Source organism: Luminiphilus syltensis NOR5-1B (assembly GCF_000158175.1).
GTDB lineage: Bacteria > Pseudomonadota > Gammaproteobacteria > Pseudomonadales > Halieaceae > Luminiphilus > Luminiphilus syltensis.
Window position 1 is genome coordinate 1,321,054 of record NZ_DS999411.1, and the last position, 26,409, is coordinate 1,347,462.

A 26,409-nucleotide genomic window follows, 5' to 3' on the forward strand; every position below is an offset into this window, starting at 1 on the left:
TATCGGCCCGAGCGCGCTGGGCGCTGACAACACGGCGCTGCCGGTCAAAACTCAGCAGCAGGTAATCGCCCTGGACGGCGGCGGAACCCCAGTCGAATTCGAAGGCATCAACCCCGAGAAAGCCAAGGGCAATACCGACGCTGGCTTCCTCCACCCGCCAATACTCCCACGCCATAACCAGACCGGATTGGGTGGTTGCATAACGCAGGGGCGGACCAAGATCTGTCAGCACGGTCGCCAATGGCAATCCGGCTATGTCATCTTCATAGCCCTCCGCCAGCGGCTGCCCGAATTCGTATTGCCATTGGGTGCAGCCGGCGCTGGATAGTAGTGCGGACAACAGAACAGCCCTGAGGATTACCAGGCTATTCATTTACATCCGCGATGTGGCCAGAAAAGTCTTCCAACAACCCATCGGCGCCGAAAATGAAAACGGCGCGATCGTATCGGGTGTCGATTTCAAAGCGGTTGTACACAAGGAGGATCAGGCCATTGCCCTCGGCGCGCTCATTCAGGTAATAAAGCAGGGTTTCATCACCAAGATTGACCACCTGCGAAGGGGGACCCAGCGTTGCCATGACATCGGTGCGGGTTGTTTTTCCGACTTGAAACTGTGCCAGCGTTTCGGGCTGCCAGGCGACATCAACACCGCGTTCGCTGTCGTACTGGGCACAGCCCATTAACACCAGGGTGAGTGCAGTCGCTGTCAGCCAGCGACATGCCGGGTAATACCGATCTAAAACCATCGCATCATTTTCCTTGCCATTTTTAGCCAGTGTAACGTGCCAGCCATGTGTGGTGCGCTCCGATGCACAAATAGCTATCGAGGGGATGGGTTTGAACGCCCGGCTATCTGTGGTCTTTCAGCGGCCCACCGACCCGGTAGCTTCATTGGGGATTTCCCCAACCCCCTTTTTTCTGAGGTTCAGTCCCGCGCTTTCATTTGACCATGGCCAATAGCGCCCGGGAATCCCACACTTTTCCGGCGCTGGGGGTGCTCTCTGGACACGCTTATTCGAATATATACAGCCTTGTTCTCACGGGTTCGAGGCATTGCTGCGTGCGAAAATGTCTTGACACTTTCTAAATTGGGAATATATTCCCAAATATGGATAAAGAAAGTAGCAATCGGGAGGATCCCATGGTGAAACGACAACGGAACAACCAGCGGCTGTGTGTGCAGGTGGTGATACTGACGGCCATCGGCGTGCCATTGGACTCGCTGGCCCAAGACGCGACGATTGACCGGCTACTCGCCAGTCAATGCAGTCAGTGCCACGGCACTAACGGTTATGCCGTAGGCGATATCGACTCGCTGGCGGGAGAGAGTGCCGGCGAGATTCGCGAAGAAATGTTGGAAATGCAGTTCGAGCGTGATCCCGATGACATGATGGATCATCAGGCACTGGGCTATACCGACAGCCAGATTCGGCGCATTGCTCGTTATTACGCCAGTCTTCCGGAAGACCCGGGCACCCGGGCCCCGTTCATCGATCTCACGGCTGGTAGTTCGCGTGGTGACCGCGATGACGAGGATACCGGAGACGAAGACCGCGACGACGATCACGAGGCCGATGAGAAAGACGAGGACTATCGCGAAGACTATCGCTACGACAGCGACGACGAGGATGAACAAGACGAGGAAGACGAGGAAGACGAGGAAGACGAAGAAGACGAAGAAGACGAAGAAGACGAGGAGGATTGAGCAATGACTATTTCAAGACGTAATTTAATTCGAACGACTTCGGGTGTCGCCGCGCTTTCGTTGATCGGCAAGCTGAGCAGCCAGATTGATGATCGCCATCATGTGGTTGTGGTCGGTGGCGGCTTTGCCGGTTCCACGCTGGCCCGCTACCTCTCCCTATGGGGAGAACAGAAATTCCGAATCACGCTGATCGACCCCAGCAGTGAACACAGCTCGTGTGTGATGAGTAATCTGGTACTCACGAACCAGATAGCGTTATCGAAACTGACTTTCTCCCATACTCCGCTGGCAGATCGTTTCAACTTCGCAACCCGGGTCGGATCGGTGAGTGAAATAAAGGCAGGCGCAAAGAGCGTCCTGCTCGCGGACGGCAGTGAATTGAGTTATGACACATTGGTACTGGCGACGGGAATCGAGCTGGACGCGATCGACGGCTATGATCCAGCTCGCATTCCCCACGCCTGGATCGCGGGGGATTCCACCGAATTATTGCGCCAGCAACTCAACGAAGAACTACCGGCTGGTGGCCACGTCGTTATGACGATCCCCGAGGCACCTTATCGCTGTCCACCCGGACCCTACGAGCGTGCCTGCCTGCTCGCGGCGATGGCACGCCAGATTACGGATGCGAACGGCGGCAGCGGGGTTAACGGTTCACCCACCGTCACCGTTCTCGATGCCAATGAGGATATCCAGGCGGAAAAAGCCACGTTCACCGCGGCTTTCGAGGAGCTTTACGGTGATATTATCGACTACCGAAGGGGAGTCAAAATCACCCGCATTGACTCCGATAACCGCACGGCCTACACCACCGTTGGCGCATTCTCCGGTGACGTGCTCAATGTCATCCCCAATCACCAGGCCCCCGCCATCCTGCGAAACGCCGGACTCGTTCCTACTGGCGATCGCTGGGCGCCGGTGGATCCGGTGACCTACGAGAGCGCCCTTATCGGTGGGATTTACGTCATTGGTGACGCTCAGGCAACGAGTCAGCCGAAAAGTGCCCATATGGCTAATGCACAGGCCAAGGTCTGCGCCGACGCCATTATTCGTAAGACGGCGGGGCTTGCTACCCATGCCAGCGAGCGGATCAATAATCTCACTACCAACTCCGCGTGCTTTAGTCCTGTCAACTTCAATGAAGCCGCCTGGTTGACCGCAGTATTCCGCTACAACACCGCGTCCAGGCTTATGGAACTGGCACCGAATTCGCTGGGCGCGTCTGAGGGCTGGGACCGGGAGAGCTACGACGATATGTATACATGGGCAAGCAATCTGTTTTCGGATACGTTTGTCTGATCTTTAGCCGTTGCTCGGGCTCCTTTGTTGCCCCGGCATCGTCCGGGGCTTCAAGCGTAGCTATTCAGTGCGCAGCGCCTCCACAGGATCAAGGCGTGCGGCTCTCTGGGCGGGGAGCACACCGGCGATCAAACCGATAACGATGGCGACGGCTTCGGCGAGGAGCACGTAAAACAGCGAAGTCTGCACGGGTAGCCCCGGCACAAATAAGCGCAGCAGTTGTCCAAGGCCCGCACCAAGCAGGAGTCCCGCAATGCCACCGGCGGCTGCGAGCACGACCGCCTCGCCCAGAAAGAGTGAGAGAACCTGGGACTGCCGTGCGCCAAGAGCGCGTAACAGACCAATCTCCCCGGTACGTTCATTAACACCGATCGTCATGATCGTGACGATACCTATCGCGCCGACCAGTAATGAAATACTGCCAATGGCGGCGACGGCAAAGGTCAGCATATCGAGTACGCCGCCGAGCACTTCCAGCATTTGTTGCTGGGTCGTTATCGTGACCTCGTCCCTGCCGTGGCGTGCGCGCAGCAGGTTGCGGATACTGTTGACCACTGATGTGACCGAATTGCCCTCCGCGTACATCACGTCGATTTCGATCAGGCCCTCAGTATTGAAAAGTTCCATGGCCCGAGCCGCTGGTATATAGACTGTATCGTCGAGATCGAACCCAAGTACCGAGCCTTTGGATTCCATGACACCAACGACTCGAAAACGACTGCCAGCGATCGTAATGAGTTGCCCGAGGGGATTGGTATCCTGAAATAGTTCGCTACGCATTTTGCTGCCCAATACGGCAAGTGCTCGCGGCGCCAAGGGGTTGTCGAGGGGCAAGAAGCGCCCCATGCTCACACTTATTCGAAACGCTTTCGGCATTTCCGGGCCGGCTCCATAGACGGTGGTCCTTCGATGAAGGCTGCCAGCTTCTACCTCCGCATTGCCCTGTACGAATGGCACCACGGCCTCGACCTCAGGGAGTTGACCGAGTGCGAGTGCGTCTTCGAGGGTCAGTGGCCTTTCAGTACCGAAAACGCCAACACTGGTTCCCGCCGTGGTGGCTTTGCCCGGATTAACAGCGATGATGGTGGTGCCGAACTGGGTAAACTGTGCCATAACAAATTGCTGCAGGCCTTCACCGATTGATGTCAGCAATACCACCGCGGCGATGCCGACGGCGATGCCGGTGGCGGTCAACAGGCTTCGCAGCCGATGGGCAATCAGGGAGCTGCTGGTCAGTTTGAAAATGTCTCGAAGCTTCACAGGGGTTACCGGCGCGACAGGGCCAGAACGGGATTGAGCTTTGCTGCACTGCGCGCCGGGAACAAACTGAAGATCACCGCGGTTAACACCGCGACCAGTACGACGGTAAACACCACCCACCATGGCGGATAGGCGGGTAGCGTCGGGAAGCCGAGACGAATAGCCCAAGCCCCAGCATGGCCAAGGGCGAGTCCAATTAGCGCTCCGAACAATGCCAGTAATGATGCTTCAACCAGAATGAAAAGTATGATTTGACGCGACGTTGCGCCGATGGCCTTGAGCAACCCAATCTCGGCAGTCCGTTCCGATATCGCTACCAGCATCACATTCATAATCAGGATGCCCGCAACTGCCAGGCTGATACCGGCGATACCGCCAACCGCAATGGTGAGTGCGCTGAGGATCTCATCAAACGTCGAGAGCACCGCGTCCTGAGTCGTGACGGTGACGTCTCGCTCACCCTGATGCCGTGCTGCGATGGTATTTTCCACAAAACCCTTTACCGGTTCGATACCTTCGCGGCTACGGGCTTCGACAAGAATTCGAAATAGCGACTGGGTATTGAGTAATTGTTGCGCGGCAGCGACGGGGACAATGATGGTTTCGGCGGTATCGACGCCGATCGACTGCCCCGATGAGGCCAGAATCCCGATGACACGAAAGCGTCGATCTGCGATTCGGATCCACTGACCGAGTGCGGGTTCAGCGGCGAAGAGCTCGTCGCGCAGGTTCTCGCCGAGCACAGCAACAGGAAGTGCCCGGTCGATATCGGAAAGGGGTAGGAAGCGTCCCTGTGCCATGCGCCAGTGTCGGATCGGCAGTAGCGCATGGGTGGATCCGAGCATTACCACATCCCGTGAGCGCGCACCGTAACTGACCGATACCGATCCCACATTGAGCGGGGCTACCCGTTGCACGCGAGGGCTGCGTTCAAGGGCGCTGGCATCACCGAGGGTAAGGTCCCTCGGGGTATCACCAAACATCGCCCCCGGATTCATTCCCCCCGTCTCGGATCGCCCCGGCAGAACAATTACCATATTGGTTCCGAGCGAGGCGAACTCGCCCGTGACATAGCCGCGAGCGCCCTCACCGAGAGCCGTGAGCACAAGGACCGACCCCACACCAATGGCCATGGCGACCAGCATTAATCCGGTGCGAACTGGGTAACCCAGTAGTGCTTTGGTGGCGAAACCCATGACATCGCGGCTATGCAGAGTCATTAGGTGCAGCCCTATTATCCTGTGCCATGCGGCCATCCAGCATTTTGAGCTGGCGCGAGGCGCGGTTCCCCATCATAGGATCGTGGGTCACCATCAACAGGGTGAGGCCCCGATCCACGAGTGACTCTAGAATCTCAATGACATCGCCCCCCGACTGACGATCGAGATTCCCGGTGGGTTCATCGGCCAGAAGGACTTTGGGTTCGGTGATGGTTGCTCTGGCAATGGCCACCCGCTGTCGCTGACCGCCCGAGAGCTGCTCTGGACGGTGGTGGCTTCGATCTTCCATACCCAGTGCTTCAAGCGCCGACTGAACGCGGATTTGGCGTTCCTCCGCTTGAACGCCAGCCAGCATCAGTGGCAGTTCCACATTTTCCGCAGCGGTTAGTCGCGGCACGAGATGGAACATCTGGAACACAAAGCCGATATCACGGTTTCTAACGTGTGCCTGCTCAATATCACTCAAGGAGGTAACGTCCTGACCGTTGAGTCGATAGCGACCGGCGGTGGGCTGATCGAGTAACCCCAGCAAATTGAGCAGCGTGGATTTGCCTGAGCCCGAAGGCCCCATAATGGATACGTACTCGCCTTCATCGATGCACAGGCTGACATCATCCAGTGCCTTGACCTGTTGATCGCCGACCCGAAAGTGCCGATCGATGTGGCTGATATCAATCATTCGGATCCGGGGTTTCAATGGCTTCAACCCGAACGCCATCTTCGAGCCCCTCAAGGCCGAGGTTTCTCACCAGTACATCGCCGGCATTCAGTCCCGAACGGATTTCGGTCCAGACCCAGTTACTGAGGCCGGTGTCGACGGTCCTTTGCTGCGCGCGGCCGTTTTCATTGATAACCAATACCCGACCCCCTTCAGCGATGGCCTCGGTGGGAATTCGCAATACATCCTCGCGTTCCGCGATGGTCACCTCAATATCGGCGCTGTAACCCGGTAGCATGTGACTGCATTCGTCGGGTTGTAAAAACTCGACTTCCACATCGACGGTGCGGGCCTGTTTCTCGAGATCGAGCACATAGGGGGCGATCCGTCGGACCCGTCCGGCGAACTCGTCATCGGGGAAGGCGTCCAGTGTGATAGTGGCGGTCATATCAATCCCCACTTTGGGCGCATCGACCTCGTCAATCGGTGCTGATACATACAGGCAACTGATGTCCATCAGATCTACTGCCGGGGGAGTGGGAATACCTACAGGGGAGGGTGTGACGAATTCACCCACTTCGCCATTGACCTCGGCCACCACACCCGGGAAGGGCGCCCGAAGGCGGGTTTGATCCAGCGCGGCCCGGGCGACATCGAGCCGCGCCTGACTGACCTCTACTGCGGCCCGTGCACCGTTGCAGGCTGAGGCCTGAACCCGCGCTTCGCTTTCCGCTTTGTCGATGGCTTCTTCTGAGCTGAGGTTTCGTTGGCGCAGAGTCTGCTGCCGCCCCGCCTCTCGTTTACTCAGGTCGGCAGCTATGCAGGCCTGTTCGCGCTTGGATTCTGACGCCCGGAGTTCGCTCTCGGCAAGGCTGACTTGCGCCATCAGGTCCGCATTCCAGAACTCCATGAGGATTTGCCCCTGACCAACGATATCGCCCTCCGTAACCGGCATTTTTGCGATCTGGCCGCCCAGTCGAGGAGAAATGCCTGCGCGACGGCAGGCATCCAGCGTGCCCGCCTTGGTATTGGCAATGGTATGCGCAACCGACCCCTTACTGACGACTGCAGTGCGAACCTTTAATGGGGCGGGTTGGCTCAGCCAGTTAATACCCGCAGCACCGACCACGAAAAAGGCCAGTAGCGCGGCAATCAATTTTAATTTCTTTGAGACCATTGCCCGGGCATCCTTGTAAATCGATGGATTCATCTCGATTACACGCCTCCATTATGGTTTTTGTCGGCGGAGCTGGCTATGACAAAATTCAGCGCTGTTGAGACGGCGGTTATGGATGATTTTTGCCCGGTTTTGATGGCATCGTTTTTGCCGTGTGTCGGCCAAGCGTGTTGATTATTGATCGAGACGCGGTTCTGTTATTTTCCTGGAACACCAATCTATACAGGACCTATTCACGGCAAGGTATTAAAGGGGCCGCCTCTCGATCTCGGTCCTGTTCGCAGCGCGCACAGCCGGTTAAAGTGTGCGCTTGTCGGAGCGTCGATAGCCAACGATCCCGGAGCTTCAGCCTACCTGGCGATCCTGACCTTCCCAGAAGGGTGCTCTAAGCTCACGTTTCAATACTTTGCCCGCGCCGGATAAGGGGAGGGGTTCGTCGCGGAAACTGACACTCTTCGGAAGTTTGTAGCCGGCGATCTGGTCGCGACAATGAGCGATTATTTCGTCCTCGGTGACGGCAGCACCGGGCTGTAATACCACCACCGCGTGTACCGCCTCGCCCCATTCGGGGTGTGGAATACCAATAACGGCTACATCCTGTACGGCGTCGTGGCTGATCACCGCGTTTTCAACCTCGGTGGTAAAAACGTTCTCGCCGCCGGTGACGACCATGTCTTTGACGCGATCGACGATATAAAGAAAACCCTCATCGTCCAGATAGCCGGCGTCCCCGGTATAGACCCAGCCATCGCGCAAGGCCTTGGCGGTCTCTTCCGGTTTATTCCAATAACCGAGCATGGTGTGCGGCCCTGTGACGATGATTTCGCCACGCCCCCCGAGGGGTAAATCCTGGCCGGATTCATCGACAATTCGGACATCGCTCACGACCGTAGGTTTCCCTGCGGACTTCAGCAAATGACCGCCACGCCGGTGGGCGTCTGCCGCCATCAGCGAGACCACGGGTGCGAGCTCGGTTTGACCGTAGGCCTGTATGAGATCGACCTCCGGCCAGGTCGCCATGAACTGTTGCAGTGTTGCGGCGGGCATGGGGGAAGCACCATAGAGGACGTACTGCAAATGGGATACGTCGGTACTGCTGGCCTCGGGATGATTCATCAGCATTTTGATCATTGCCGGAACCATTAGCGAGTGCGAGATCCGCTCTTTGGCCAATGTCTTGAGTACAACGCTGGGTTCGAAGCCGGGCAGCATGACGTGACACGCTGCCTCAATCACCGAGGCCATGGTTCCGACAAAATCGGCAACGTGGAACATGGGGGCCACGTGCAGGTAAACGCTGCTGCGTGACATCGCAAACTCGGGCATACAGCCGATGGCACTCGCCCACAAGGCGCGATGGCTTTGCATGACACCCTTGGGAAAGCCCGTGGTACCGCCCGTGTAGAAAATCCCGGCGAGGTCTTCACCCGACCGGTCCGAGGCAGTGACAGGGGGGCTATCTTCAATAAGCTGACGGTAGCTGAGCGCCCATGGTGGGCACTGGCCATCGTCCATGTAGATGACGGTAGACAGATCAGCTACGGATTCGAGTAGGGCTTTGGCCTGCTCACTAAACGTGTCGTCGAACAGTAGTGCCCGCACCCCGGAGTCGCCCACGGCGTACTCGTTTTCGGGAAGTGCCCAGCGAGTATTGAGGGGCACCATACAAAATCCACCCCAGGAAATACCAAAAATCGCTTCGAGGTATCGGTCGCTGTTGAGGCTGAGAATCGCGACCCGGTCACCCGGTTCAAGCCCCAGGGTTTGCAACGCGCCGCCGAGCCGCGACACGTTGGCTTTGAATTCTGCGTAGGTCTGCTCGCGACCCTTGAAGCGTGTGCTGAGACCGTTGGGGTTCTTGCGGACGGCGCGCTCAATGAGTGCAGAAAGTGAGATCATATCGGGCTCGGTACAGTCGGTTATTTTTTTTCAGTATAGGCGAATGGGGCGCTTTCGCACGCTACTTTTGCAGCGTAAAAACGCGGTTCCCTGGACCGACAACAGTGCTGCAGATCGTGCAGGTTTTGTTAACGACAGGGGACCGACTCAAAACAGATGCCCTCGGCAAAACACGTATCCTTGAATTCGCCTTTGAGTCAGCGCAGCTGGCTGTCTTTACTCCCGCGGCGGTTGTAGCCGGAAAAGGTTTCCTGCTCACGGTCGTGCGCTTCCTGGCACTGCACGCAGCGGGTGACGCCGGGGATTGCCTGGCGGCGCGCTTCGGGGATAGGGCGGTTACAATCCTGACATTCGCTGGCGCTCTCACCAGTGGGCAGCTGACTGCGAGCCCGCTTTACCTCGTCTTCGAGGCTGGCATCAATCTGCTCCTGCACTGCGCCGTCTTTGGCAAACCCTCCTGCCATAGGATCTCCTGATTAAGTCAATTGCGTGTGTCGATGCATCGACTGTAACAAATTAATCGACGGGTTCGTGATCCAGGGAGCCCTCTGATAATCACCATGACGGGGTGCAGCCTACGGTCCCAGCGGATGATCTTGCGCAGAGGAGACCGCCCCGGGTCGGGTGGTTCTAATCGTCTTGCAGGGCCCAGTCGACGCAGCGCGGTGTGTCGCCGGGTGTCCATGGTGGATACTTGGCCATTACCCGTTGATAAAGTGGGTGATCGAGCCATCGATCCAGCCACCGCCGCAGTGCAATAAAGCGGCACTCGTCGAACCAGGAGCGGTCGACCATCGCAAATTGGCGAATAAACGGGAATATCGCCGCATCGCAAAAGCCCATGGATGGGCCATGCAACCAGTGGTTGGAGAGGAGCGCTTGATCCAGCGCCTCAAGATAGGAAAAGGTTTGCTCCCGATACCACTGCGCGGTGTTTTCGGGATGACGGTCGGCATATTTGTACCGATCAAGCCAATGTTTGAAGTCGCCGTCGTTGCGATCCAGGAGCGTTTGAGCATCACTGACTGTAGGTGTTGTCTGCCAGTTATCGGGGTCGGCGTGGGCTAGCGCCCAGTGCATGACATCAAGACTTTCATCGATCACCCGCTCATCCGCAAGCACTACGACAGGCACGGTCCCCTTGGGCGACGCATCGAGCATTGCCCGGGGTTTGTTTTTCAGCACCACCTCGCGCAGCTCGCACGGTATGCCCGCATAGGCAAGCGCAAGCCGTGCGCGGATTGCATAGGGACAGCGACGAAAGGAGTAGAGGATTGGCATCTCTGGCATGGCCGTATTATAAGCGTGACAGGGGTGCGCGATGTTCGTTGATCGAGAATTGGCTGCGTCTTCGCGTGCCGAGATATCTCACCCCCAATTACGGGAACCACCACTATGAATCACGACGACCCGCCGGCCCAGTCGATGAGTGAGCCGCTGAATGAGGCGCAGGTGATTAGCACTACCCGGAGGTGGATAGGCCGGTTTGTTGTGGGTATGAATTTGTGTCCGTTCGCCCGCGCTGAACTCGACGCCGATCGTGTCCGCTATGCCGTCAGCGTTACCGATGATCCTCTCGCGTTACTACAGGCGCTGGAGCAGGAGCTCTACCAACTGCAATCTGATGCCAGTATTGAGACCACGTTGTTGATTCATCCGGCGGTGCTGCAGGACTTCGCCGACTACAACGGCTTTCTCGCCGATGCCGAGGAACTGGTGGAAATCATGGGTCTGGAGGGTGTGGTGCAGATAGCCAGCTTCCATCCGGATTATCGTTTTGCGGGCACCACTGGGGAGGCCGCCGAAAACTATTCCAATCGCTCGCCCTATCCCATGCTGCATCTCCTGCGCGAGGCGAGTGTCGAGCAGGCGATTGATGTCCATCCCGATCCTGAGGGTATTCCAGAACGCAATATCGCGCGGCTGAATGCCACGGGCGCCACAGTGTTGAAAGCCCTGTGGGAATCCAGCTTCACGGATTGCTGAGGCCATTGATCACCGCACTGACGAACAAAAGCCCACAGAAGAACGTGATGTGGTGAGCGTCAGCCAGTCGTCCCGGTTTCCCGTCGAACGACCGGCTGACCCTGGTCTATCCAGAGCGCGCTAGGCCGAGCGGCGTCGACCACTCGATCGACCGCGGGCATTCTGGCCGGCAGGTGGTCGAGCGCTACTGCGTCCAGCGCCAGGTCGCTTGCGTCCCTGGGAATTGCCTCGTCCACCGCCGCCACGCTTGCCACCGCCGTTCTGTATGGCCTCGGCTTTTATCGTGGGATCGACCTCAAACCCAGGCAGGTAGACCTTTTCGATGTTTTGCCCGGTGAGCTTCTCGATGTCTTTCAACAATTTCAGCTCATCGACGCAGACCAGCGAAATGGCGCTGCCCTCCTGGCCGGCCCTGGCTGTCCGCCCGATACGATGCACGTAGTCTTCGGCGGTGTTGGGTAGTTCAAAATTGACCACGTGGGGCAACTTCTGGATATCGATACCGCGAGCCGCAATATCGGTCGCTACCAGCGCCCGGATAGTGCCGTTCTTGAAGTCCGCCAAAGCGCGCGTTCTTGCGCCCTGGGATTTGTTGCCATGAATCGCCGCCGCGGTGATGCCATCCTTATCGAGTTGCTCGGCAAGACGGTTGGCGCTGTGTTTGGTGCGGGTAAAAATGAGCACCTGCTGCCAGTTGTTTTCGCCAATCTGTTGCGACAGCAGCTCGCGCTTGCGTTTTTTGTCCACGGGATACACCACCTGGGTCACCAGATCGGTCGCGGTGTTCTGGGGTGTTACCTGAATTTCTTCCGGGCTTCGCAGGAATTCGGCGGCGAGGCCCTTGATTTCCCGGGAGAAGGTAGCAGAGAACAGCAGTGTTTGCCGCTGCTTCGGTATGATCTTCACAATGCGCTTGATGTCGTGGATGAAACCCATGTCGAGCATACGGTCGGCTTCATCGAGGACCAGCGTTTCAATTCTGGTCAAATCGACACTGCGCTGCTGCACATGATCGAGTAAGCGACCGGGAGTGGCGACAATGATGTCGACGCCGCGAATCAGTTTTTGCTTCTGGGGGTTAATGCTCACGCCACCAAAGATAACCGCCGAGCGAAACGGTAAAAAAGCGCCGTAGTCCCGCACGCTCTCCTGAACCTGGGCGGCGAGTTCTCGGGTGGGGGTAAGCACCAGAACCCGGGGAAAGCTCTTGTGACCCGGCTTGTGCAGATTTTGCAGTTGCTGAAGCAGAGGTAGTGTAAAGCCCGCGGTTTTACCCGTGCCGGTTTGAGCACCCGCCAGCACGTCTTTGCCCCTGAGTACCAGCGGGATGGCTTGTTGCTGAATAGGGGTAGCTTCGCTGTAGCCTTTTTTTTCCACAGCACGGATTAGTTCGGCCGATAGACCGAGATCTTTAAAGAACACGTTGTTGATTCCTGAAGTTGTTTTGCAGGTCGCCTGTCCATCCGCCGTCGATCAGGAGTGATTGACGAGGTAGTTCGGCCCAGGCTGGGATTGCTTGGATTACGGGCGCCGCAGAGTGCTGCGCTTAGACTCGATGCAGACCGAAGTGCACCGGAGAAGCCGACAGTGTAACAGAGCGCGCGGTGTGGCGCAGGCTTATCTTTGGCTCGTCGCGAGTTAGCGGCATCAAGGGCTGCGCGATACCCCAATCATCGCTTTGGAAGCCTTCGCCGACGACTACCCCGTCTGGCTTCAAGTCGGTGAGGCCGTCGGCAGTCCTTTGAGCTGCTCGCGTAGCTCCAGCACGGCCGGCGCACTGTCAGAGTCGCTCGTCGACGCCCAAAGGACTCCAGCCCACCTCACCTTGCGCCAGTGCCAGGTTCATACATGTTGTCGATGGTGCCCTGTCCCAGTCTTGGAAGGTGGCTCGGCATCTATTGACCACCATACGTCGACTTGCAGACCGTAGGGTATTGCCTCGCCGATGGAGCCACGCCAGCAGCTCAAGTGATCCGCGGCTAAGTTTCCCGGACCGGGTACGACGTCATACGCGAAACCTATGCGGGGAGACGGACGACCCTTGAAATCTGCCAATCCCCAATGGGATCCAGATTATGGCGAGGAAATACTACCAACGTCGCATTGAGATTTTGGAGGGTTGATCTATGCTCTGAACCCATAATTCGGTTTGATCCAATAATTATCGGGGGTTCCCAATGCCAGAAGCGAATGTTGTTCCTATTCCAGCGAATTTTGCGGACGCACACATCAAGCCTGACGACTACACCGCAATGTATCGCCGCTCGATCGAGGATCGGGATGGCTTTTTTGCCGAGATGGCCGATCAGTTTCTGACCTGGGATAAGCGCTGGGATTCGGTCAGCGCCCATGATTTTGTCACAGGTGAGGCGACCTGGTTTGACGGTGGAAAGCTGAATGTCAGCGTCAACTGTATCGATCGCCATTTGCCTGAGCGCGCCGATCAGGTCGCGATTATCTGGGAGGGCGATGATCCCTCGGTAAGTAAATCCATCACTTACGCCGAGCTCAAGGCGGAGGTGTGTAAGCTGGCCAATGCCTTGCGCGCCCGCGGTGTGGGCAAGGGCGATCGCGTCTGTCTGTATATGCCCATGATTCCTGAGGCCGCTTACGCCATGCTTGCGTGCGCGCGTATTGGCGCCATTCATTCCATCGTTTTTGGTGGTTTTTCACCGGAAGCACTCAAGGACCGTATCCAGGCCGCGGAGTGCAAAGCGCTTATTACCTGCGACGAGGGCTATCGGGGCGGAAAAACCATACCGTTGAAGCACAACGCCGACATCAGTCTTGCCGATTGCCCGTCGGTCAGTACCTGCGTTGTTGTCCGACACACCGGCTGCGATGCCGCCATGCATGACGACCGTGATGTCTACTATCACGAGATTACAGCCCAGCAGAGTGAAGACTGCGAGCCCGAATCCATGGACTCGGAGGACCCGCTGTTTATCCTCTATACCTCGGGCTCAACAGGCCAACCCAAGGGTGTGCTGCACACCACCGCGGGCTATCTCCTCCAGGCCAGTATAACGTTTAAATACGTCTTTGATTACCGTGACGGTGAGGTGTTCTGGTGTACCGCTGATGTCGGTTGGGTGACGGGCCACTCCTATATCGTTTACGGGCCACTGGCCAATGGCGCCACCACCTTGATGTTCGAAGGTGTGCCTACTTATCCCGATGCGGGCCGGTTCTGGCAGGTCGTCGATAAATACAACGTGGCAAGCTTTTACACCGCACCGACGGCGATCCGGGCGCTGCAGGGTAAGGGCGATGAGTTTGTAAAACAGTCATCGCGCAAGAGCCTGCGCATCCTCGGCACAGTAGGCGAGCCCATTAACCCCGAGGCGTGGGAGTGGTATTTCAATGTTGTTGGTGACGGGCGTTGTCCAATTGTCGATACCTGGTGGCAGACCGAAACCGGCGCCCACATGATTACGTCATTACCCGGTGCGATCGCGATGAAACCCGGCTCGGCGACGCTGCCCTTTTTTGGCGTTGAGCTGGCGCTGCTCGAGGAAGACGGCAGCGAAATCGAAGGCGAGGGATCGGGCTACCTGGTGGTCAAGTCCTCCTGGCCCAGCCAGATTCGCACGGTCTACGGCGACCATCAACGCATGGTAGACACCTACTTTAGCCACTACCCCGGTTACTACTTTACCGGCGATGGCGCCAAGCGCGATGCCGATGGTTACTACTGGATTACCGGCCGTGTCGATGACGTGATCAACGTGTCGGGGCACCGTATGGGAACGGCGGAAGTCGAGCGTGCGCTGGCACTGCACGAGAGCATTGCCGAGGCGGCGGTTGTGGGCTTCCCCCACGACATCAAAGGCCAGGGCATTTATTGCTATGTCACACCGATGGATGGCGTCGAGGGTACCGATGCCTTAAAAGCCGAGCTGGTCAATATCTGCGCCGAGGAGATCGGGCATATTGCCAAGCCGGACGTCATCCAGTGGGCACCGGGACTGCCGAAAACCCGCTCGGGTAAAATCATGCGGCGAATTCTGCGCAAAATTGCCGAGAACGAACTCGAGAACCTTGGCGATACGTCAACCCTTGCTGATCCCGCGGTCGTAGAGGATCTCATTGAGAACCGGGCGAAATAACGCCCGACAGTTCTGCCGGATAGCTCTGCGGGATAGCTCTGCAGGATAGCTCCGCTGGATAGCTCCGCGGGTTTTACCCCGCAGAGCGGCTCGATGCACTAGCCAAACACATACTCTCCAGGGGCGTCACGAAGTGGCTTCAGACCACGCCGCGAGGCGCCCATTGCTGGCGGGTCGACGCGTTCCGAGGTGTGATCATCAAGCCATTGATCCCAGGCCGGCCACCAGGAGCCCTCGATCGGTGCCTCCTGTTCCATCCATTCGTCGGCGTCGATGTATTTTCCGCCTTCGGGACGGGTATGCAGACGGTATCGACGACGGGGATGCTGGGGGCCACTGACCACACCGGCATTGTGGCCACCACTGGTCAGGGCAAAGGTCAGTTCGTTGTGGGTTTGGCCAAGAATCTTGTAGACCGATTTCCAGGGCGCAACGTGGTCGGTCTCGGTACCCAATACAAAGAGGGGCACGCTGATATCGGAAATCGAAACCACCCGTCCGCCAACGTGGAATTTGTTGGTCGCCAACTCGTTATTCAGGTATAGCTTTTCGAGATATTCGGTGTGCATTTGATAAGGCATGCGTGTGCCGTCGGCGTTCCAGGACATCAGGTCATTGAGCGCCATGTCCTTGCCCAGGAAATACCGATTCACAATGCCTGCATAAATCAAATCCGACGATCGCAGGGAGGAGAACGCGCCACCCATATTTTCACTGCCCAGATAGCCGCGCTTCCACATCAGTTTTTCAAGAAAGGACAGCTGACTGGCGCTGATAAAGCGGGTGATCTCTCCGGCTTCGCTGAAATCGGTTTGCGCAGCAAATAATGACAGGCTCTGAAGACGGTCGTCGTCATCACGGGCCATCGCGGCGGCGGCCATGGACAGCAGTGTGCCGCCTATACAGTAACCCACGGCGTGCACCTTGCGTTTTGGACAAACGGTGCACACGGCATCAAGGGCGTCCATGATGCCGAGCTTGACGTAATCCTCGAGGCCCATGTGCTTGTCTTCGGCGCCTGGATTCTTCCAGGAAATCATAAAGACGGTTTTGCCCTGTTCGGTGAGGTACTTCACCAGCGAGTTTTTAGGCGACAGGTCGAGAATGTAATACTTCATGATCCAGGCCGGTGAGATCAGCACCGGCTCTGCCGCCACGGTCTCAGTGACCGGGCTGTACTGGATCAGCTCGATCAGCGCATTCTGGTAAACCACCTTTCCCGGTGTGACGGCGAGATTCTCGCCGACCGTAAACGCCTCTTCATTCTCGGCGAAGCCGTTTTTGAAGACATCCCGGATCTGGTCCTGAACAAAATATTTCAGCCCGCGACCGAGATTACGCCCGCTTTCCTCCCAGGTAGCCTTCAGGACCTCGGGGTTGGTGAGCGGGTAATTGGCGGGAGATAACAGATCGAGTATCTGGTCGGCGGCGGCGTGAACCAGTATTTCATGCTCATCGCGTACCCCCTCGACACCGAGTGTGGCATCGGCTACCCAGTCCTTGGCAACCTGATGGGACTGGGCAAACACATTGAAGGGCCAACGCTTCCACTCGTCGCTGGTCATCCGTCGCTCGATCGCGCTCGCCGGTCCTTTGGCGTCTTTTTTGACCAGAGACTGGATACTGTAAATACCCAAACTGCCCAGCTTTTGAAAAAAGCTCTGGGTCAGGCGAATACGCTTACCCGGTGAAATCGACAGGTGCGAAAGCCAATCGATGGTGGCCAGCGATAGCTCCAGCGGCGACATGCCATTGCTGACCTCCGCCAGAAGCGTGCGGAATTCTCGGTCCATGAACTCGGCCTGATTCTGATCGACCGTTGTCATCGTGGTTACGCCACTCAAATCTTTCTCCTCGCTACTTAAAAATGACTACTCTTGGTGTGCGTGCTGTCAGTACATGTGCTGGCCGCCGTTGATCGACAGCGTGGATCCCGTGACGAAGCCGGCGTCGTCACTCACCAGAAACAGAACACCTCGCGCAATGTCGTCGGCCTCGCCCAGTCGTCCGACGGGAATCTTGGCGATGATCTTTTCCAGCACTACTTCCGGTACCGCCCTCACCATATCGGTCGCGACATAACCCGGAGCGATGGCATTGACGGTGATGCCAACCGGCGCACATTCCTGCGCCAGTGCTTTGGTAAACCCGTGGATCCCGCTCTTGGCAGCGGCGTAATTGACCTGACCGTACTGGCCCGCCTGCCCGTTGATGGAGCCTATATTAACAATTCGACCGAAGCGGCGCTCCCGCATACCGTTAATGAGGCTGCGAGTGACGTAAAAACAGCTCCCCAGATTGGTGCGGACGACGTCGTACCACTGTTCGTACTGCATCTTGTGCATGGTCGTGTCCCGGGTGATGCCGGCGTTGTTCACCAGCACATCTATGGGACCGATATCCTTCTCGATTTGGGCGATACCGTTCTGGCACGCGCTCATACTGCCGACATCAAACTTATAGATGGGTATGCCGGTTCGCTCATTGAACGCGGTGGCCTGGGTATCGTTACTGCCATAATTGGCGACGACGGTGTAGCCGTGTTCCTTGAGTTTTAGGCAAACCGCCTCGCCGATTCCGCGGGTGCCGCCGGTCACCAGTGCGACTCTACTCATGGGCTGAACTCCTTTTTGAATTATTAGTGGGTTGCGGAGTGGGGGGTGCGTCTGGTCGATGCTTGCCGGGGTGGCGCCCTGCGGCGTGCCACATGGTCACTCATACCTCAATGCACCCGGATATCGAGCCAAACCTTATGGAATATACGGGCAATCCCGGTGCCTTGCCATTGCGGCTTAAAGTCCGGGTTTATTGGTTATAAACCGGCCGCTTGCTAGTTTTTTTGGTTCTTATAGGGCGGGTGAAACGCGATTTATCTACCTGCCGCTTATCTGTACTATACGCCGCGGCTGGGCCAGTTTTTCAACGGGTGTTGAGTTACCGCGATATAGCGGCGCGCGATCCCGATTCACAGGCCTCCACATAATAAGATCGAAATCATTCAATCTCGGACGCCCTGCGGCGTCCAGGGATTTCGGGGGTGGTACGCCTGAGTATCGCGACACCTGGTTAATAGGAGAATCAGTATGGATCTGCAGGATAAAGTCATCGTAATTACCGGTGGTGCTCAAGGCTTGGGGTTTTGCATGGCGAAAGCCATGGTAGAGGCAGGAGCCAAGGTCGCGCTTGTCGACCTCAATGACATCCGTTTAAAACACGCACAATCAGAACTCGAGTCGATGGGTGGTACCGCGCGTATCTACAAGGCCAACGTCGCTAAAGAGGCCGAGGTTGAGCAATTGTTTGACGATGTCGCCAGGGATTTCGGCGCATTGCATGGACTCATCAACAACGCCGGGGTCCTGAGGGACGGGCTAATGGTGAAGGCGAAAGACGGCAAAGTCACCGCCAAGATGAGTCTTGAGCACTGGCAGACGGTCATCGACGTCAATCTTACGGGAGTGTTCCTTTGCGGGCGTGAGGCGAGCGCAAAAATGATCGAGTTGGGTTGCGAGGGTGTGATCGTCAATATTTCTTCGGTCTCGCGAGAAGGCAATATGGGTCAGACCAATTATTCCGCGGCCAAGGCGGGCGTCGCCTCCATGACGGTTGTATGGTCGAAGGAACTGGCGCGACATGGTATTCGCTGCATGGGCATCGCTCCCGGGTTTGTGATGACCGAAATGGTGGCGTCAATGAAGCCCGAAGCGCTGGACGTGATGGCGGGAATGATTCCCCTGCGTCGACTGGGTGCTCCCGAAGAGATCGCCCACACCGCGCGGTTCATCTTCGAGAATGATTACCTGACCGGAAAAATCATCGAAACCGACGGCGGCATTCGCCTGTAACTGCGCTTAATAGCACCGCTCTCGCGATGCACCCCTCGCCGGCGATTCAGTCGCCGGCGGTGTCGCTGGTGATAATGTCACTGCTGTTAGTGTCACTGCTAATAAGATCGCGGGAGTTGGCCATGTTTCGAAACAGCATCGGCGAAGGTTCTTGCCGATAATGATTGGCTTGCAGAAGGGCCTCATCGATGCGTTCGCGATGCGGTGATTTGTCGCACACAGGATCGGCATTGCGAGCATCCCCCGTCAGCAGATAGGCCTGGCAGCGACAGCCCCCAAAATCAATGTCTTTTTCCGGGCAACTGCGACAGGGTTCCTGCATCCAGTCGTTTCCCCGGTAAGCGTTGAAAGGTTCCGAGTGGTACCAGATATCGCGCACCGGGGTGTCGCGCACATTCGGGAATGCTATCGGTAGATCGCGGGCGCTGTGACAGGGGAGTGCGGCTCCGTCCGGGGCCACGGTGAGAAACATACTGGCCCAGCCGTTCATACAGGGTTTGGGACGCTGCTCGTAGTAATCGGGTATGACAAAATAAATCTTCATGGCTTCGCCATGCTGCTTTCGATAGGCGTTGGTCACCGCCTCTGCACGACCAAGCTGCTCCTCGCTGGGCATGAGCGCTTCGCGATTTTTCAGCGCCCAACCGTGGTACTGGGTATTGGCCAGCTCGACATAATCGGCGTTTAACTGCGCGCATAGCTCCAGTATTTTGTCGACCTGATCGATATTGTGTCGGTGCAGGACAAAGTTCAGCACCATAGGGTAGCCGTGGGCCTTGACCGATCTGGCCATGGCCAGCTTGTGTTCGAAGGCTTTGTGACTGCCGGACAACAGGGCGTTCAGCTCCGAATCGCTGGACTGAAAGCTTACCTGGATGTGATCGAGACCGGCCTCACGCAGGGCGCCCACCCGTTGATCGCTTAAACCGACCCCCGAGGTAATCAGGTTGCTGTAAAACCCGAGACTCCGCGCGCTCTCCACGAGCACTTCGAGATCCTTCCGGACCAGCGGCTCGCCACCGGAAAAACCCAGCTGGGCGGCACCCAACTCGCGCGCCTGGGTGAGTACTGAAAGCCAGTGCTCGGTGTCGAGCTCAGCCCCATAGTTGGCGATATCGAGTGGATTTGAGCAATAGGGGCATTGCAGCGGGCATCGGTAGGTGAGTTCCGCCAATAACCAGAGCGGAGGACCAATAGCCGCGCGATCAGTTGACTGCGATCCAGCGCTTTTCATGGGCCACCGTTAAAAATTCGAGTATGTCATCGGCCAGATCGCCGGCGTCGGGAAACTTGGTCTGGAGCAGGTCGATAATGTCATCAATCGAACGCTCGCCATCGCACACCGCGAGAATTTCGCCGGCGCTGCCATTCATTTTGATCATCCCTTCCGGATAGAGCAACACATAGCAGTCCTGCGCCGGTTCCCATTGGAATCGGAAGTGCTTTTCGATGCGGGGGACTTGCGTACGGTCCATGCCTGACGTCTGCAGTAATTCGCTCATGGGCTCTGTACGGGATCCGGGCAGCTGTGGAAGGGCGGTGTGTTGTGGAGGTAGGCCATGGTCATTGCATCCAGCATCGACCAGAGCACGTCGAGTTTGAACTGAAGTATATCGAGGGCACGTTCCTGTGCCTCTCGGGTTCGGAAGTGGTCGAGCGTAATACGCAGGCCATGCTCCACGTCCCGTCGGGCTTCGCTGAGCCGTTTGCGAAAGTAAGATAGCCCGCTGTCCTTAATCCACGGATAGTGATCGGGCCAGCTATCGAGCCGACTCTGGTGGATTTCCGGGGCAAACAGTTCCGTCAGTGAGGAGCAGGTACTTTCCTGCCAGGGCGCTCGCCGCGCAAAGTTCACATAGGCATCGACAGCAAAGCGAACGCCAGGCAGCACATGGCGCTGGTCGATAACCTCCTCTCTTTTCAGGCCAACCGCCTCTGCAAGCTGCAACCACGCTTCGATTCCACCGGCGTCACCCTCATGGCCATCGTGATCAAGAATGCGTTGTACCCAGTGCAGCCGCACCTCACGGTCCGCGCAATTCGCCATAATGGCGGCGTCTTTGATAGGGATCTGGATCTGATAGTAGTAGCGGTTGGCCACCCACCCCTGAATCTGTTCGCGATTCAGTTCCCCGGCATACATGGCGCGATGGTAAGGGTGATGAATGTGATAGCGACGGCTCTTGGCGCGCAGCTGTGCTTCGAATTCCTCACGGCTCCACGGCTGCGTTAACGATTGTTCGGTGATGGTTTCCACCTCAGTCACGATGTGCGTGTCCCCACAGTTTGCCGATGATGCTGGGCTGGCCGTGGGCCGGGAATCTGACCTTACACCGAATCGGTGGTGACCAGAACGGGTCTTCCGAGGTCTACTTCCATCCCGTCAAAGGCAACCTCAATACCCTCATCATTGAGCTGCTCGCGCTGTTTCGAATCCTCGATCAGAATGGGATTGGTATTGTTGATATGAATGAGAATTTTACGCTGTTCGGGAAGCGCCCTCAGTTTTTCGATCATACCACCGCGTCCCGATTGCGGCAGGTGCCCCATCTCGCTCGCCAGCCTGGTGCCGACACCGGCAAGCGCCATTTCATCTTCCTGCCAGAACGTCCCATCGACCATGACGCAATCGCAGCGCTGCATGATGGTTGTCAGGCGATCGTCGACGTCGCCGAGGCCCGGGGCGTAGAACACAGAGCTCCCACCGAGGGTATCCTCGATCAGTAAGCCGATATTGTCGCCGGGGTGGGGATTGCGTCGATGGGGTGAGTAGGGCGGCGCCTTGCCGGTAAGGGCAACTGCTGTGAGGCGTAAGCCGTCGATACCCTCAACTTCGAAACTGCTGCCATCTATAGCGAGTTGGTGATAATCGATCCCGCCATCCCAACTGTCGAGCATTTTGAAAATGGGGAAGCCCGTCGACAGATCCTGCTGCACCATATCGGTGGCGTAGACCTTGAGCGGGCAGCCCTCTCGCAGCATTAACAGACCGGTGGTGTGGTCGATCTGGCTGTCGACCAAGACTATGGCTTCAATACCGGTGCCACGCACACCGCGCGGATGGATTTCAGGAAAGTGTTCGAGTTGCGCCCGGATGTCGGGTGATGCGTTGAACAGAATCCACCGTTCACCATCAACGCTGACCGCAATTGAGGACTGTGTCCGAGCCCGCGTATTCAGGGTTCCAGAACGGACGCCATGGCAATTGGCACAGTTGCAATTCCATTGGGGGAATCCACCACCGGCGGCGGCGCCAAGTACCCGAATGCGCATGGTTTAGCTCTGTTGGGAGGGTTTAAACGGGGAGGGGGGGGGGCGCAGGGGCAGAGGACTGCCCCATGACACCAAGTCTTTACGTACTTAGCGAACGTTGAAGTACATCGTGACTTCGAAGCCAACGCGCAAATCAATAAATTCCGGCTTGGTCCACATAGTTACACCTCTAGGCTGCAAAAATTATTTATTCGACCGCGGGTAGCGACGCGACACTTTCGCGACGACTCGATGGTCGATTGCTTTATGGAGTGTGAAGTGGCATCTCAAGCGCCGCCTCACTCACTCCAACCCCGTAGGTTATACGTTTAGCGGGGGTAAGGCCAGCGCTGGAATCTGCCCCGGGAAGGCGTTCGCCGCGGAGGAAAAAAGACGGTGGCACCGACAAAACGCGCTTTTTCGCGATGTCAGCGTCGATACAGGGTACGCTGATGAGAGGAAATGCGACTCGCCCGCCAGGAGCGGGTCTGGTGAGTTGGGGGTGGGCAGCAGCCTTGCGCCAAACATCCATTCCCAAACATCCATTCAAAGTGCGCAGAAAGCCGAGAAATCCTCCTGCAGCGCCTTGGCGGCGGCGTCAATGATTTCGATGCCTGCTTCCACGGTTGCCTGCGATGGATCGGACCCGATACGGCCGTCGGGGAAGCGCTGGCGATAATCCTCGGCATCGGTAAATCCACCGCTCGAGGCGACTTTGGGTTGCAGCGGTACGTTACGCACCTGATCGGGGTAGGCCGCATAGGTAATCGCGACCTCTGACGGCGTGGCATGCGACCCCTCGTTCTGGGGATGAAGCCGCTTGCATACGCTCATGACTGAGGGCAAATCCCACCAGTTGCGTTGCCGTAAGGTCAGAGGCGGAGTGGCCGAGTCGGGCCCGGAAAGACTCCGCTCGGCATACACTTCGACGAAGGCGGCGGCGATGGTGGCGATGTTGCCACCGTGCCCGTTGAGCCAGTAGATGCGCTCAAAACCATGCCGGCGTAACGAGGCACACCAGTCGCCGATCGCCGCAATCATGGTGCTGGGACGCAGGGTCATGCTGCCCGGGAACCCCAGATGATGTTGCGCGCAACCGACGTTGAACGTGGGCCCCACGAGCAGGTCAGGATTATCCTCTGCCGCGGCTTTGGCAATGACCTCGGGACAGATCGAATCGGTGCCAATGAGGCCGGTGGGGCCGTGCTGCTCCATCGAGCCAATCGGTACAATGATGGCGCGGCTGCGCTCCAGGTAGGCTTCGACCTCGCACCAGGTAGATAGCGCCAACAGCATAATGTCTCCTTTCCTTTATCGATCTGTGCATAACGCGCCAAGGGTAGCGAACGCCGTGATGCCGAAGCTTAGCAGCAGGTTGCCCATCATGGTGGCGAAAACCTGTCAGGGTCGGGCTTTTGCAGGCCCGCGTCGGGTCGCCGCCGTGGAAAAAATCGCCAAAGGGATTGATTCTTTTATTTTTTGGGATAATAATCCCAATTATGAACTCAACGCTCCATAATGCTTTAATCAACACCAGCGAAAAGTTGGTCCGACCCATCGTCAGGCTGTTTTTGTCCCACGGTTTGGACCACGTCGCACTGGCTGACCTGTGCCGGAGGATCTTCGTTGAGGAAGGCGCAGCGATGCTCAGGGAGGATGGCCAGCGCGCGACAGTGTCGGCGATCGCCGGCATGACCGGGCTCAGTCGAAAGGAAGTAACCCGGCTGCAAAGTCTTCCGCCTGAGGCAGCCGCGGAATCGAGTCAGCGCCGCCACCGGGCCGTACAGGTTCTCGGTGGCTGGATACACGATGAGGAATTTTCGGACGACGGTGTCGCCAGGCCGTTGCCGCTTCAGGGTGAGCAGGGCAGTTTTGCCGCGCTCGTCAAGCGCTATAGCGGTGACGTACCGTCCGTGGCCATGCTCGGTCTGTTGCGTTCCAGCGGCAATGTCACTGAGGCGGACGGCGTGGTAACGCAGATATCCCCGGTTTACCTGCCCATGACAACGCCGTTGGACAAGCTCGAGATTTTTGGTACCGACGGCGCCGAATTGCTGCGGACCATTGAACACAACATAAGAGCCGATACTGATACGCCGCGCTTTCAGCGAAAAGTCTCGACGACGGAGCTCCGTGTCGACGCGTTGGCTGCGTTTCGCGAACTGAACGAACGCGAAGCCATGGTGCTGCTGGAAAAACTCAACACCTGGTTGTCAGAAAACGAAGTTGATGAACCCGACTCCCAAGACGTCGCTTATGTCAGCGTCGGTATTTACTTCTACGAGGAAAAAGGACGAGCGAAATGATGATCCCCTTCAAGCGAAAAGCACTTTCAACGGCGATGGTATTGCTCGGGCTCACGGCCTGTGGCGGTGGTGGTGGGGCAGGCGCCGGTCTGTCCGTCGCGGGTTCGCCACCCTCGTCGGGAATCAGCGGAAGTGGTAATTCTGTGGAAGGCACGATTTCCGCGTTTGGCAGTATTTTTGTCAATGGCGTGGAGTTTGAGACCGATGACGCCGAGATCTTCCGCGATGGTCAGCTGGTTACCGAGGGTGAACTCGGTGTCGGTATGGTGGTGCTGGTACGCGGTGAGATTAACGACGATGGCACCACCGGAACAGCGTCCGTGGTGGTTGTCGATGGTTTTGTCGAGGGGCCGATTGACGAAATCACCGTCAGCGCCGACGGCGATTCCAAGCAGATTTCGGTATTGGGTATTGACGTTATTGTCGAGCGTACGGGCACCGTGTTCGACGATGTCACCTTCGAGACACTCGCTGTCGGCGACGTGGTCGAGGTGTCGGGTTTCCCTGAGCCGGGCAACAATTTACGCGCGACCCGGGTAGAAAAGGAGTCAGACTTTATCGAAGGTGAGACAGCCGTCGAACTCGAAGGGCTCATCTCAGATCGGACCGATACCACCTTCACTCTGGGTCGCTACAGCGTGGATTACAGCAGCGCAGATCTCTCCGACCTTGGAGGCGAGACGCTACAGGACGGCGACCGGGTGGAGGTATACGGAACGCTTGTCGACCTCACCATCACCGCCACCAAGGTTGAGTTTGAGGATGATGTTATCGATGAAGTGGAAGTCGATGATGACGTCAGCGTCGAGGGCACCATTAGCGATTTCGTCAATATCGGCGATTTCAAGGTGAACGGAATCGCCGTGGACGGCAGTGCCGCGGTGATCACTCCTTCGGGCTTAACGGTGGCGAATGGCTTGATTGTCGAAGTCGAGGGCCTCTGGAACGGTCAACTGCTGGTTGCCGAGAGTATTGAAACCCGACGCGGTCGAATTGAGATAGAGGCTACGGTGAGTGGTGTGGATGCCGATGCCGGGACTATCACCCTGGGACTTGGTGACAATGCTGTCGTTGTTACGGTGAATTCCCGCACCTTGTTTGATGACGACACCGACCGGATTGCGCGATTGTCGATCCGGGATATCGTGGTCGGGGACTTTCTTGAAGTGGAGGCGTACCGAGACGGCGAGACGCTGATTGCCACCCGGGTTGACCGGGAGGAAAGTGATGAAGAGATCTCCGTCCAGGGTCTGGTCGAGGACTTCACGCCCGGTGTCGACGTTACTGTCTTTGGCACAAGCTATGATGTCACGCTGGCTGAATTTGAGGACGATGACGGCAACCGGCTGAGTCTCGAGGCATTCTTTGACCGGATTGCCATTGGCGACCTGATAGAGATTGAGGCGGATGCCGCGGCACCTACCTTTGCTCTTGAAGTGGAGTTTGAATCTTCCGATCGATTCGATGGTGGTTTGGAGTTCGACGATGACGATGACGACTTCGATGATGATGAGTCAGAGGATGATGTCGACGACGAATCAGACCAAGATGAATTAGAGGATGACGGGTCAGAAGAAGATGAGTCCGAGGACGACGGGTCAGAAGAGGATGGGTCAGAAGACGACGAGTCAGAAGACGACGGGTCAGAAGAGGACGACGTCGAAGACGACGCCTAGCGGACAGAACAGCGTGC

24 protein-coding genes and 1 pseudogene are annotated in these 26,409 nt (G+C 57.3%); 7 read left to right on the forward strand and 18 right to left on the reverse strand.

The window, feature by feature from the left end:
• Together NOR51B_RS15495 and NOR51B_RS05990 are read right to left on the reverse strand one after the other, a co-directional pair.
• Positions 1-373: pseudogene (locus NOR51B_RS15495) on the reverse strand (hypothetical protein); the annotation flags it as partial.
• Complete coding sequence (locus tag NOR51B_RS05990; protein WP_009019936.1) at positions 366-746, reverse strand: outer membrane protein assembly factor BamE; 381 nt, start codon at positions 744-746, stop codon at positions 366-368. The gene NOR51B_RS05990 and the pseudogene NOR51B_RS15495, both read right to left, overlap by 8 nt.
• Before the next feature lie 362 nt (positions 747-1,108).
• On the opposite strand from NOR51B_RS05990, the gene NOR51B_RS15500 reads away from it, so the two are divergent.
• Positions 1,109-1,705 (forward strand): c-type cytochrome, encoded by a 597-nt coding sequence (locus tag NOR51B_RS15500; protein WP_009021162.1) that lies wholly within the window; start codon positions 1,109-1,111, stop codon positions 1,703-1,705.
• A 3-nt stretch (positions 1,706-1,708) separates the two neighbouring features.
• Positions 1,709-3,004, forward strand: coding sequence for an FAD-dependent oxidoreductase (locus NOR51B_RS06000; protein WP_009020569.1), 1,296 nt, complete (start codon positions 1,709-1,711; stop codon positions 3,002-3,004).
• A gap of 60 nt (positions 3,005-3,064) precedes the next feature.
• Here the strand turns inward: NOR51B_RS06000 and NOR51B_RS06005 are convergent, their stop codons facing one another.
• The 7 genes from NOR51B_RS06005 to NOR51B_RS06035 all read right to left on the reverse strand — a co-directional run bounded on the left by NOR51B_RS06005 (position 3,065) and on the right by NOR51B_RS06035 (position 10,499).
• Positions 3,065-4,264, reverse strand: coding sequence for an ABC transporter permease (locus NOR51B_RS06005; protein WP_009019994.1), 1,200 nt, complete (start codon positions 4,262-4,264; stop codon positions 3,065-3,067).
• A gap of 5 nt (positions 4,265-4,269) precedes the next feature.
• On the reverse strand, positions 4,270-5,484 hold the full coding sequence (locus NOR51B_RS06010; protein ID WP_009018872.1) for an ABC transporter permease: 1,215 nt from the start codon (positions 5,482-5,484) through the stop codon (positions 4,270-4,272).
• Entirely contained in the window at positions 5,471-6,163 is a 693-nt protein-coding gene (locus tag NOR51B_RS06015) for an ABC transporter ATP-binding protein (RefSeq protein WP_009019117.1), read from the reverse strand. The genes NOR51B_RS06010 and NOR51B_RS06015 overlap by 14 nt, the downstream gene beginning before the upstream one ends.
• The gene (locus NOR51B_RS06020) at positions 6,156-7,352 is read right to left on the reverse strand and encodes an efflux RND transporter periplasmic adaptor subunit (RefSeq protein ID WP_009020800.1); all 1,197 of its coding nucleotides are present in this window, start codon (positions 7,350-7,352) and stop codon (positions 6,156-6,158) included. Before NOR51B_RS06020 ends, NOR51B_RS06015 begins: the two co-directional genes overlap by 8 nt.
• Positions 7,353-7,664: 312 nt before the next feature.
• The gene (locus tag NOR51B_RS06025) at positions 7,665-9,218 is read right to left on the reverse strand and encodes an acyl-CoA synthetase (protein WP_009019243.1); all 1,554 of its coding nucleotides are present in this window, start codon (positions 9,216-9,218) and stop codon (positions 7,665-7,667) included.
• A 197-nt stretch (positions 9,219-9,415) separates the two neighbouring features.
• A complete protein-coding gene (locus NOR51B_RS06030) occupies positions 9,416-9,682 on the reverse strand; it encodes a DksA/TraR family C4-type zinc finger protein (protein ID WP_009018825.1) in 267 nt (88 codons plus the stop codon).
• 166 nt (positions 9,683-9,848) lie between these two features.
• Positions 9,849-10,499 (reverse strand): glutathione S-transferase, encoded by a 651-nt coding sequence (locus tag NOR51B_RS06035; RefSeq protein ID WP_230198414.1) that lies wholly within the window; start codon positions 10,497-10,499, stop codon positions 9,849-9,851.
• A gap of 114 nt (positions 10,500-10,613) precedes the next feature.
• Between NOR51B_RS06035 and NOR51B_RS06040 the strand changes: the two genes are divergently transcribed.
• On the forward strand, positions 10,614-11,204 hold the full coding sequence (locus tag NOR51B_RS06040; RefSeq protein ID WP_009021410.1) for a DUF1415 domain-containing protein: 591 nt from the start codon (positions 10,614-10,616) through the stop codon (positions 11,202-11,204).
• 120 nt (positions 11,205-11,324) lie between these two features.
• On the opposite strand, the gene NOR51B_RS06045 is transcribed toward NOR51B_RS06040, so the two are convergent.
• Positions 11,325-12,626, reverse strand: a complete 1,302-nt coding sequence (locus tag NOR51B_RS06045) for a DEAD/DEAH box helicase (RefSeq protein ID WP_009019772.1) — start codon at positions 12,624-12,626, stop codon at positions 11,325-11,327.
• A gap of 755 nt (positions 12,627-13,381) precedes the next feature.
• On the opposite strand from NOR51B_RS06045, the gene acs reads away from it, so the two are divergent.
• Positions 13,382-15,313, forward strand: a complete 1,932-nt coding sequence (gene acs, locus NOR51B_RS06050) for an acetate--CoA ligase (protein ID WP_009021101.1) — start codon at positions 13,382-13,384, stop codon at positions 15,311-15,313.
• 98 nt (positions 15,314-15,411) lie between these two features.
• Here acs and NOR51B_RS06055 read toward each other — a convergent pair whose 3' ends face one another.
• Entirely contained in the window at positions 15,412-17,157 is a 1,746-nt protein-coding gene (locus NOR51B_RS06055) for a PHA/PHB synthase family protein (RefSeq protein WP_230198415.1), read from the reverse strand.
• 48 nt (positions 17,158-17,205) lie between these two features.
• Positions 17,206-17,928, reverse strand: coding sequence for an acetoacetyl-CoA reductase (phbB, locus tag NOR51B_RS06060; protein WP_009020104.1), 723 nt, complete (start codon positions 17,926-17,928; stop codon positions 17,206-17,208).
• Between the two features lie 468 nt (positions 17,929-18,396).
• On the opposite strand from phbB, the gene NOR51B_RS06065 reads away from it, so the two are divergent.
• Positions 18,397-19,158, forward strand: a complete 762-nt coding sequence (locus NOR51B_RS06065; RefSeq protein WP_009021014.1) for an SDR family oxidoreductase — start codon at positions 18,397-18,399, stop codon at positions 19,156-19,158.
• 46 nt (positions 19,159-19,204) lie between these two features.
• On the opposite strand, the gene pqqE is transcribed toward NOR51B_RS06065, so the two are convergent.
• From pqqE to NOR51B_RS06095, 6 genes are all read right to left on the reverse strand, one after another.
• Positions 19,205-20,392: a pyrroloquinoline quinone biosynthesis protein PqqE gene (gene pqqE / locus NOR51B_RS06070; RefSeq protein ID WP_050759423.1), complete on the reverse strand. Its 1,188-nt coding sequence runs from the start codon at positions 20,390-20,392 to the stop codon at positions 19,205-19,207.
• Positions 20,364-20,660 carry a pyrroloquinoline quinone biosynthesis peptide chaperone PqqD gene (gene pqqD, locus NOR51B_RS06075; protein ID WP_009021530.1) on the reverse strand — a complete coding sequence of 99 codons (297 nt, stop codon included), beginning with the start codon at positions 20,658-20,660 and terminating at the stop codon, positions 20,364-20,366. Before pqqD ends, pqqE begins: the two co-directional genes overlap by 29 nt.
• Positions 20,657-21,424 carry a pyrroloquinoline-quinone synthase PqqC gene (gene pqqC, locus NOR51B_RS06080; protein ID WP_154647616.1) on the reverse strand — a complete coding sequence of 256 codons (768 nt, stop codon included), beginning with the start codon at positions 21,422-21,424 and terminating at the stop codon, positions 20,657-20,659. The genes pqqD and pqqC overlap by 4 nt, the downstream gene beginning before the upstream one ends.
• Before the next feature lie 62 nt (positions 21,425-21,486).
• Positions 21,487-22,431 (reverse strand): pyrroloquinoline quinone biosynthesis protein PqqB, encoded by a 945-nt coding sequence (gene pqqB, locus NOR51B_RS06085; RefSeq protein ID WP_009019147.1) that lies wholly within the window; start codon positions 22,429-22,431, stop codon positions 21,487-21,489.
• Between the two features lie 87 nt (positions 22,432-22,518).
• Positions 22,519-22,590 carry a pyrroloquinoline quinone precursor peptide PqqA gene (pqqA, locus tag NOR51B_RS15930; protein ID WP_154647744.1) on the reverse strand — a complete coding sequence of 24 codons (72 nt, stop codon included), beginning with the start codon at positions 22,588-22,590 and terminating at the stop codon, positions 22,519-22,521.
• Between the two features lie 366 nt (positions 22,591-22,956).
• Positions 22,957-23,706, reverse strand: coding sequence for a creatininase family protein (locus NOR51B_RS06095; RefSeq protein ID WP_009019981.1), 750 nt, complete (start codon positions 23,704-23,706; stop codon positions 22,957-22,959).
• Between the two features lie 203 nt (positions 23,707-23,909).
• Here NOR51B_RS06095 and NOR51B_RS06100 point away from each other — a divergent pair, with 203 nt between their 5' ends.
• Together NOR51B_RS06100 and NOR51B_RS14895 are read left to right on the forward strand one after the other, a co-directional pair.
• The gene (locus NOR51B_RS06100; RefSeq protein ID WP_009021263.1) at positions 23,910-24,716 is read left to right on the forward strand and encodes a DUF6502 family protein; all 807 of its coding nucleotides are present in this window, start codon (positions 23,910-23,912) and stop codon (positions 24,714-24,716) included.
• Positions 24,713-26,392, forward strand: a complete 1,680-nt coding sequence (locus NOR51B_RS14895) for a DUF5666 domain-containing protein (RefSeq protein WP_009019808.1) — start codon at positions 24,713-24,715, stop codon at positions 26,390-26,392. Before NOR51B_RS06100 ends, NOR51B_RS14895 begins: the two co-directional genes overlap by 4 nt.
• The last annotated feature ends 17 nt before the right edge of the window (positions 26,393-26,409 follow it).